This is a genomic window from Cognatishimia sp. SS12 (assembly GCF_028369055.1).
GTDB lineage: Bacteria > Pseudomonadota > Alphaproteobacteria > Rhodobacterales > Rhodobacteraceae > Cognatishimia.
The window spans coordinates 1-7,448 of sequence record NZ_JAQNCZ010000010.1 but is presented as its reverse complement, the minus strand read 5'-3'; the positions used below and the strand labels follow the sequence as shown (position 1 = coordinate 7,448).

6 protein-coding genes are annotated in these 7,448 nt (G+C 47.4%); 1 reads left to right on the top strand and 5 read right to left on the bottom strand.

All coding sequences use genetic code 11. From position 1 onward, the window contains the following. Positions 1-145 precede the first annotated feature (145 nt). Positions 146-229, bottom strand: a complete 84-nt coding sequence (locus tag N6L24_RS15590) for a hypothetical protein (protein WP_442872609.1) — start codon at positions 227-229, stop codon at positions 146-148. Positions 230-434: 205 nt separating this feature from the next. Here N6L24_RS15590 and N6L24_RS15540 point away from each other — a divergent pair, with 205 nt between their 5' ends. After that, positions 435-1,193, top strand: coding sequence for a glycosyltransferase family 2 protein (locus N6L24_RS15540; RefSeq protein ID WP_271845627.1), 759 nt, complete (start codon positions 435-437; stop codon positions 1,191-1,193). Between the two features lie 384 nt (positions 1,194-1,577). Here the strand turns inward: N6L24_RS15540 and tnpC are convergent, their stop codons facing one another. The 4 genes from tnpC to N6L24_RS15520 form a co-directional block, all read right to left on the bottom strand. Beyond that, entirely contained in the window at positions 1,578-2,987 is a 1,410-nt protein-coding gene (gene tnpC / locus N6L24_RS15535; protein WP_271845626.1) for an IS66 family transposase, read from the bottom strand. Positions 2,988-3,029: 42 nt separating this feature from the next. Then, positions 3,030-3,302 carry a transposase gene (locus N6L24_RS15530; RefSeq protein WP_271845625.1) on the bottom strand — a complete coding sequence of 91 codons (273 nt, stop codon included), beginning with the start codon at positions 3,300-3,302 and terminating at the stop codon, positions 3,030-3,032. Between the two features lie 269 nt (positions 3,303-3,571). Beyond that, positions 3,572-5,287, bottom strand: a complete 1,716-nt coding sequence (locus N6L24_RS15525; RefSeq protein ID WP_271845624.1) for a polysaccharide biosynthesis/export family protein — start codon at positions 5,285-5,287, stop codon at positions 3,572-3,574. A gap of 9 nt (positions 5,288-5,296) precedes the next feature. Further along, positions 5,297-7,207, bottom strand: a complete 1,911-nt coding sequence (locus tag N6L24_RS15520; RefSeq protein ID WP_271845623.1) for a GumC family protein — start codon at positions 7,205-7,207, stop codon at positions 5,297-5,299. Positions 7,208-7,448: the final 241 nt, after the last annotated feature.

Genomic DNA, 7,448 nt, shown 5'->3' with positions numbered 1-7,448 from the left:
GCCTGCTTCAAAATACTCATGATCTGAGCGTCGCTATATTTCGATTTCTTCATCAGAATCTCCTCTTTCATCATTCGAGAAAATTCTACTTTCAAACACCCCTAATGTTCGGGGGGATTACCAAGCGACCTGGAAAACTGCGCCTTCACATGTACAGTGACTTGGTGCTGATCCCCAGCCGCTCAGCCACTTTGCTGACTGCGCAACCACGCTCAATAACCTGCGCCACAGCGTCGCGCTTAATTCATCCATAAACCGAATTCCTTTATTCATATCGGTCTCTCCTTGGTTCCAAAATTACCAAGCAAAGCGTCTACAAATCTAGGGCACCTCACGGTTTTTATGGCGTTACTCAGTATTGATCTCCTAACATTCCAGATATATGTCGTAGTAATTCAAGCTTACGAATTCGACCTACCATAATTGAGCTCTGTATGACAAAAATTCCTTATTTTTCTATTATAACAGTCTGTTATAATTCCGAAGAAACCATCCAAGCTACTCTCAGATCCGTTTCATCGCAAAAATTCACAGACTATGAACATTTAATTATTGATGGTGGGTCACAGGACGCAACGCTTGATGCTATACAAGAGTTACAAACAAGTCTTACTAAAGTCATTTCAGAACCCGATGGAGGTATTTATGATGCGATTAACAAAGGATTGAAACTCTCATTGGGTGAAGTGGTGGTTATCCTGCATTCCGATGACAGTTTCGCAGATCAAGATGTGCTGCATGATCTACATAAAATATTTTTAGAAACAGATGCAGATATTGTTTATTCATCTATAGAATTTATCAGGCCGGACAATACATCTGCAGCAACCTGGGTGCCAACTAACTTTCAACATGGGGACTATAGGTCTGGGTTTCATACCCCGCATCCAGGGTTTTTTGCCAAATCGATCCTCTATGACAAACTTGGGTTTTTTGATTTAGGTATGCCTATCGCCGCCGATTTTGATTTGATGTACCGGTTTATGGAGCATAGCAGCACAAAATCTGTCAAACTTGATAAAATAACTGTAAATATGCGCGCCGATGGCGAAAGTTCAAGCTTAAGAAATATTTTTCAAGGTTTCTTGGACATTCGGAGGGCGCTCAAGAAGCAAGGCGAGAATGTATTCCTTCCAATATACTATTTACGACGCTACGCTCCGAAAATCGGTCGAAAATTCAAAACTGGATAAGTCTAGAATAGCGTAACGTAAAATTGACCTAGATTTTATGTGCGTTCAACGATCACGCTTTGTCGTCAAGATCGGCAAGCCTCCTTGGTTATTATTGCCTCTGAAGGGAATTGTGTTCTAACTTAAATTCCTTTTCGCGATGGGCACAACGCCCTCCGATTTGAGCTGTTCTAACTCTCTTCCACTGCCTTTTCGAATAGAGCAATGACTTCCTGCAAATCTACAACAGCTGATTTTCTGTAATCCGGCTCCCGTATATTCACGATCAACGTTCACTCTCCTGAGAATGGCCCAGATCTTCTTTCGGCATCACATCCGTGTCTCAGAGAACCGTGATCCAATCGTTCAGGGTTGACACCCAGATCATCGTAAGCGTTGCGCTGATCACACTGGTCTGACGTAGTTCCATGGCAGCAGATCATTGATGTTTGTCTGTTTGTGTCCGCGAGCAATGGCTGTCAGGATGCCTGACAGATAGCCGTGCGGGTCGATCCCGTTGAGTTTACACGTTTCGATCAGCGACGCGATGATTGCCCAGTTTTGCGCGCCAGTATCATGTCCGGCGAAGAGTGCGTTTTTGCGGTTCAGGGCGATGGGGCAGATGGTTTGTTCGACGGGATTTTTGTCGAGTTCGACGCGGCCATCGGTGAGGAACCGGCACAGCCCACCCCAGTATTTGGCGATGTATTTGAGGGCTTCTCCGGTAGGCGACTTGGCCGAGACACGGGCGCGGTTTTGGACGAGCCAGATCTCGAAGGCATCGATGACGGGTTTTGAGCGCTCTTGCCGTGCGGTGCGACGTTGCTCGGCAGTCTGACCGCGCAAGTCGTTTTCGATGCGATAGAGTGCCTGGATTTGAGCCAGGCCTTCCTGCGCGAACGGTGCCGCACCAGATTGGGTAACATCATGCAATTTGCGGCGGGCATGCGCCCAGCAATAAGCAAGTGTCACATCCTGGGCCGGACGTTTGAGCAAGCGGTTGTAACCAGCGTACCCATCGACCTGCAGCGTGCCGCTGAAGCTCTTCAAAATACTATCTGCATGCTGGCCAGATCGTCCCGGTGCCAGAACGGGCGCAGGTGTTTCATCCATGAAGAGCTTGGTGGAATGCTTTAGATCAACCAGCAGCGCGTCATACACCGGGGTCAGTTCGAAGGCAGATTTACCAACCCAATTGGCCAAGGTCGAGCGATCCAGATCAATGCCCTGACGGCTGTAGATCTGGGCCTGCCGATAGAGCGGCAAGTGATCGGCGTATTTGGAGACGAGCACATGGGCCAGTGTGGCCTCGGTCGGCACGCCGCCAGCGGTGATGTGGGCGGGAGCCGGGGCTTGGGTGATCCCGCTTTCACAGGACCGGCAGGCGTATTTCGGACGACGGGTGACAATGACCCAGAACTGGGCGGGGATAATATCCAGCCGTTCGCTGACATCTTCGCCAATGACATGACGCGCGGCTCCGCAGGCGCAGGCAAGCTCGGGTTCGATAACCACTTCCACCCGCTCCAGATGCTTGGGCAGTGAGCCTCGATTGGTCTGGCGCGGCTTTGGAGGCCGCACGGATGCGGTGCGCTCATCTGCATCTATCTCGGCTTCAACCTGCGCGATGGCCGTCTCGATATCTTCGAGTTTCAACTCGTACTGAGCCGGATTAATCTTCTCGGGTTTGGCCCCTAAGAGCGCCTTCTTGAAAGAGGTGACCAAAGCCTCAAGCCGCGCATTCTGATCCTGCTGCGCACGGATGATCGCCTTCAGTTCGGCAATGTCATCGGGCAAATTGTCAGGCACAGTCATGCCCCATCTCATAACAAAACAAGGGCAGAACGACCCCGTGAGTCACTCCGCCGCAGAGGGCGCAGGCACCGCCATCTCAACTGACACAAAATCCATGCCCTCCAAATTTGGCAGAACCAACTTGCCCTGCCGCGCCATCCGCCGCCAATCAGACACAACGCTGGGGATTAACTCATATCGCTTGGCAACCGCGTTGACCGTCTCGCCTTCAAGCAACGTCTCCGCCACAATCCGGGCCTTCAACTCAGGCGGCCAATCCCGCTTACCATCCGCACGACGCGGCAACCTTGCCAGAAACTCGCTTGTAGCTCCCATACAGAAACTCCCTTCAAATCAAAGAAGTCTCTGAATCGCAGATCACGCGTCATGCCGTAAGTGTGGGGCGGAAGCACCGGTTACAGATCATCAGAGACCTGCCTACTCTTTAACCCACTTGTCCGCACGATCCGTACCGCATCTTGGCTGAATAAATCCGTCCGTTTCAGTCCCATAGTCAGTCTAATTTGTCGCAGAAAAGACTATCAAAGGAGCTAAAACAAGCCGCGACAGGTTCAGATGGCCTGCCTAGTTAAGGACCGTGGTCTTTAACTTGCCTTCTGCACCGCAGTCTCTAACGTACCAAAGAATTTTAACGCGAGGGAGAGAGCGCGCGTATAGCGTGTCAGTGGACGTGTACGCACAAACACAATATCTCCGGGCCTCAATTCAAATGTCTCTGCTAAGCTCAGGTTCAGAATTTCAGTAATATCAAAATGATAAGCTTCATATTTCAGGTCTTTACCTCTTAATACATAAACATGTCTAAAGTCTGCATTTTCTGCATCAAAAGCTTTGCCACCAAACAACGCCTGAGACAAAGTTGTGCGCCTAAACTGGTTGATCGAAAATTGCCGAGGGGCACCGATTTCACCAAGCAACAATGCTTGATCTCCAACATATGGAATGTCTTCAACAACAATATGATCGTCTGGTTCAAGCCAATATCGACGACCTGAGTTCTCCAAGATTACAGATTGCGCTGAGAGCATATATGTTCTACCTCTTCGATTTACACGAACCAACAAGTCTTCATTTCTGGACAGGTTAATACCTTGGTTAACTAAAACTTGTCTGAGATCCATGCCGCGTAGATCAAAAGGAATAGTTCTTCCCGGTTGTACGTTGCCGGAAACAACGTCAGTTATGCGCAAATAGGTCAATTTTCGTGCACTAAAATCCAGTACACTCAACGTTACCTGGGAAGGCGGTAGCAATTCTTGTATGCTAATACGATCTCCGTCAAAAACGTGATACTTTTTGATGGAACGCTCTAGAACGATATCTCTTGCGTTCATCTGATACGTCTCGCCGTTGCGCTCTAGCACTACACGATAATCTCTCCCTCCTTCAAAAGATGGCTCTAATTCGGCAATAAGGCGATCATAAGACAAAGGCCTATCGGTAATAGGAACAATTTTGGTACCAAGGTCGCCAGTGATCAAGGCGGACTGCGAAGCAAATGTTTGAATTTCTACGACCGTATCTATACCACCCGCATTTCTGATGGCTTCTTGTAACACCAGGTCTCTCACTTCGGGCAGAGTTAGACCTCCAGCTTCAATCTCACCAAGCTGTAAAATACTTACAACCCCGTTCGACCCAACAACGCTTTGGTTTGTATGGACGACCGGTTCAAGGGCACCATCCCCATTTGTTCTTTCAATCAGCCTAGAAACAAGGATGACATCCCCTACGCCTAACCGGTAGACAGGTGGCCTAGCGACAGGAAATTCGGCCTCCGCAAATTTGTGGTTTTCTGCCCTACTTTCTGTTTTTAGTGCTGATGCAACCGCAGCCTCTGCCTGCGCAATCGTTAAACCTTTCACCAATACAGATGGCCCTTCCAAAAGATCGACGGCACCGTTTTCATTTACCACATAGGTATTTCTGGATGACTGACGGGTCTGAATACCATTTGATATCAAACCATAGCCACTTCGCTGTATTCCAAGACTATCGCCCACACCGATTACGTAAACAGGGCGACTGTTAGAAGGCAGTTTTGCACCGTGAAAAAGAGCATTCTCAGCGACACGCTTCACCGAAGCAGCGTTACTCCCACCTAAGTTAACATAACGTATGAAGGGGCTGTCATTTGCACGAGTAACCAGATCTGGTGTCATATCGTAACCGGTTACTACATATTCGACTTCAGCATCTGGGTTCTCAACAGCATTCAAATTAAACGTAGGCTTCCGAAGAATCTCTGTACAACCACTCAGGACAGCAAAAAATAAAAAGGGAATGACAACCCGACGCATGAGAATTCCTTAAATGATTACAAGAACCGGAGTAACGGTTCTTGATTTTTCTATGATTGACTTGATTTTTTCAACGCTAAATCTTGTTGTGGTCTTGCGTTGTGCAATAACAACAGTCGCGTCCACAACTCTAGTAACGGCTAAGGATATTGCAGTTCCAGCGGCAGGATTAGGCAAAACGAAAAAAATACGTTCGTAATTGGCTTTGAGCTCATTCAATTCTTTCTCGAGTCTTTCGGCCACGAGGAATTGAGAAGAGTCTTTCGGCAATAACAGTTCGACCCCTTCCATTAAATTAGAGCAAGAAAAAGAACGGATATCTGTTATTTGTGACTTCTGCACTAACCTCGATAGAGAACTATTTGACATGTCAACGATTGCCATCGTTGAGCAAAACAAAGAAGACGCTTTAGAAAGGTCTAACGCTATTCGTTCAACACCTGGGTGGTCACCAGAAGGCATGAAAGCTATCGAGGTCTTTGGGTCTTCTATCGTTAAAAACAGCTCCCTCGCCGCGGCAAGCTGCCTCGTATTTAACTCGCTGTTGTTAATCTTGCCAACCTGCGCCCGTTCACGCTGCAACGTGTAAAACGAGCCAAACGCTGACTTAATCTTGGCGTGCGTGTAAAGGTACCCATGCCTGAAGTTTGAAGCTAAAACGTAACCTATACTTATTATGAAACCGAGTATTGCGCCCATTGCGGCCATAAAAACTTTATTAGGCGATGAAGGACCTGCAGGAGGGATGGCAGATTCAACTACGCGACTACTTGCGAGCTCATAACCAGACAAAAGCGAACTTTCCTGAAATTGCGCTATCATAGATTCGTAAATTGCTTGTTGCACCTCAACCTCCCGCTGTAAAATAGAGAGTTCGAGAGCGGCATCTCCAAAACGTTTGGCACGTGCCTTAAGTGAATTAAAACTGCTAGTTAACGAGGCTCGTTGCTCTTCAAGTTGCCTTATGCCACTATCGATCTGATCGTCAGTGGGTCTTACCCAGGTGCTAGGGCTTACCGACAGGTTCAAGAGTCTCCGAAAAGACAGGCTAGTAGAGACGGGATAATCTCGCGCAAACTTTGCACCGACGAAATCTTTCTTGGATATGTTTTCTAAAGCCGAAATGCTCAAATCGATAGTTTCGATGTCGAGCCTAACCTGTGATAGCTGAGTTGAAGTGCGAGCTAGGTCTTCAGATGACCGAAGGCTGTTAGTAATGGCATAATCTCTTACGGCGGTGCTTGCAGCGTCTAAATTAGCTCTCGCCTCCAATAATTCGTTCGCGTAGTACTTTAGGCTGGCTCGTTTCTGGCTTTGTTCCCTCTCAAAAATATCTAATAGTGCCTGCTCTACGACGATATTAGCGACATGGGCAGCCCGCTCTCCATTTGGGTGAGTGACTCTTAATTCAATGATACCATTTTCACTTTGCAGGATTTGCATATGTGCCGTTAACCCACGGACCGCCATAACAAGGTAATCATCTCGATCGAGTTCCCTAGGCAAAGATGAGCCTACAATAAAAGTTTTTAATCTCTCAATTAAGTTGGGATCTTTTAACGAAGAGTTGAAAATAGGGTCGGAAGAAAAACCGGCCTTCTCATAGATGGAGCCGACAAACGGCCTAGCCAAAATCCGATCCTTGAGTGCATCAGCTTCTGATCCACGTGGCGATAGATTTATCCCAGCCAATGCACTTAGCGCGGTCCCCTGTCCAATCGCTAAGCTATTCTGACTGCTACTAAAAATTTCGAACCGAGTGGATGCTTGGTATTCGGCATCAGCTACCGAAAACGCATAAAAACCAGCTAAAATCATACCTGTCAATGACACAAGGCAGATAAACCACCAACGATGAAGGATGAGTGCAAAAAATTCACCCAAATCAAGTTCATCGTTTGGAGATGCAAGTTGCGGCATAGCTGGTCCTACCTCAAAAAATTCGAAGTTAAATTCTGTACTGAGCTAAGCGCCTGTACCTGCTCGAAACTCAGATTGATATAGATACACATTCAAAGGCATGCAACAAAAAGTGGAATGGTAATCCCCCCGAACATTAGGGGTGTTTGAAAGTAGAATTTTCTCGAATGATGAAAGAGGAGATTCTGATGAAGAAATCGAAATATAGCGACGCTCAGATCATGAGTATTTTGAAGCAGGC

What these genes read in the sequence shown, in the direction of transcription:
- N6L24_RS15540 (WP_271845627.1), top strand. Translation starts at nt 435, where the DNA reads ATGACAAAAATTCCTTATTTTTCTATTATAACAGTCTGTTATAATTCC.
- tnpC (WP_271845626.1), bottom strand. Translation starts at nt 2,987, where the DNA reads ATGACTGTGCCTGACAATTTGCCCGATGACATTGCCGAACTGAAGGCG.
- N6L24_RS15530 (WP_271845625.1), bottom strand. Translation starts at nt 3,302, where the DNA reads ATGGGAGCTACAAGCGAGTTTCTGGCAAGGTTGCCGCGTCGTGCGGAT.
- N6L24_RS15525 (WP_271845624.1), bottom strand. Translation starts at nt 5,287, where the DNA reads ATGCGTCGGGTTGTCATTCCCTTTTTATTTTTTGCTGTCCTGAGTGGT.
- N6L24_RS15520 (WP_271845623.1), bottom strand. Translation starts at nt 7,207, where the DNA reads ATGCCGCAACTTGCATCTCCAAACGATGAACTTGATTTGGGTGAATTT.